The organism is Kamptonema formosum PCC 10802 (assembly GCF_000332335.1).
GTDB lineage: Bacteria > Cyanobacteriota > Cyanobacteriia > Cyanobacteriales > Oscillatoriaceae > Oscillatoria.
The window spans coordinates 2,594,141-2,595,772 of record NZ_KB235948.1; the positions used below are offsets into that span (position 1 = coordinate 2,594,141).

Genomic DNA, 1,632 nt, shown 5'->3' on the forward strand with positions numbered 1-1,632 from the left:
CGGCGCAGGCGGTCGAGATCGATCAGTTTGAACTGGTGAGCGCCTACCTCGACGGGGAGGTGACAGCAGCGGAACGCCGGCAAGTGGAAGAGTGGCTCTCAAGCGAGCCGGCAGTACAGCGTTCGCACGCCCAACTGCTAGCGCTGCGCCAGGAAATAGAGGCCATGCCGGCACCGGCGGCGCAGCTCTGTGCCGAGCGAACCCTGGAAGGGGTGTTCGCCAAGCTCGACAGCCAAGCGCAGTCAGAAACGGCGGCGCAGGCGGTCGAGATCGATCAGTTTGAACTGGTGAGCGCCTACCTCGACGGGGAGGTGACAGCAGCGGAACGCCGGCAAGTGGAAGAGTGGCTCTCAAGCGAGCCGGCGGTACAGCGTTTGCACGCCCAACTGCTAGCGCTGCGCCAGGAAATAGAGGCCATGCCGGCACCGGCGGCGCTGCTCTGTGCCGAGCGAACCCTGGAAGGGGTGTTCGCCAAGCTGGACAGCGAAGCGCACTCAGAAACGGCGGCGCAGGAGGTCGCTCTCGACCGGTTTGAACTGGTGAGCGCCTATCTCGACGGGGAGGTGACAGCAGCAGAACGCAGGCAAGTCGAGGAGTGGCTGCTGTCAGAGCCGGCGGTACAGCGTTTGCACGCCCAACTGCTAGCGCTGCACCAGGAAATAGAGGCCATGCCGGCACCGGCGGCGCAGCTCTGTGCCGAGCGAACCCTGGAAGGGGTGTTCGCCAAGCTCGACAGCGAAGCGCACTCAGAAACGTCGGCGCACGCGCTCAAGCGCGACCGCTTTGAGCTGCTCAGCGCTTACCTCGACAGTGAGGTGACAGCAGCGGAGCGGCAGCAAGTGGAAAGCTGGCTGGCCAGCGATGCAGAGGTGCAGGGCTTGTACGCGCGACTTTTGAGTCTGCGCTCAGGGTTGCAAAATATGCCGGTGCCCGCACAGCAGCCGGTGGGACAAACTGTAGAAAAAGTTTTCGCCCGTCTGGAGCGCAGGCCCAAGCTGGCCCTGCTTTGGGGCGGTGCGGCGGCGGTGGCGGCGATGTTGATCGCTGCGGTGTCTGGAGTCCTTGTCGGCGAGCAGTCCTTCGCTCCTCAGGTGGCGACGACTCCCTCGAAAACCCAGGTGTCTTCCGTTGGGGGTGGGGCTCGTAAGGAGCAACGCTTGATGATTGCTTTGAACGACCCTATTGTGCCGATTCCTAAGCCATCAGCGGCTCCCAGAGACAAGTCGATGGTCAACCGCGCCCTAATTGTTGAATAAAAAGTTACAGGGCCGTTTCCAGGATTCAGCTGATAGAAAGACATCTGCCACCTTCGGTGCGAATTTATAGCGGTTTTCACGCTTGATGAAGCGCGCCCCAGAAACCAGGTTTCTGAAACAATACCTTCGCCAAAAAAGGAAAGGGCTTTTGTAGTACAGTTGTTGTTTACCACAACGACAACGGATAACTCCACAAAAGCCCATGCTTGACATCTTACCACTTTTACAGTGCCTGCAACCAGAGATTGGGGCCACCAGTGTGCGTCAGCTGAGCCGGATTACCTTCGCAATGTTGGCCATGACAGGGCGAGTGACCATGTTGGGTCTGTCCCGCTGGGCGGGCCCAGGTGGGAGTTATCGAACTGTCCAACGATTC

At 60.4% G+C, this 1,632-nt stretch carries 2 protein-coding genes; both read left to right on the forward strand.

Going from position 1 to position 1,632, the window contains the following annotated elements:
* A partial coding sequence (locus OSC10802_RS54275) for an anti-sigma factor family protein (protein WP_232731662.1) occupies nt 1–1,256 on the forward strand: 1,256 nt, incomplete at its 5' end.
* A gap of 202 nt (nt 1,257–1,458) precedes the next feature.
* Nucleotides 1,459–1,632, forward strand: a 174-nt coding sequence (locus OSC10802_RS49495) for a transposase (protein ID WP_071593299.1), incomplete at its 3' end; no start/stop codon positions are given.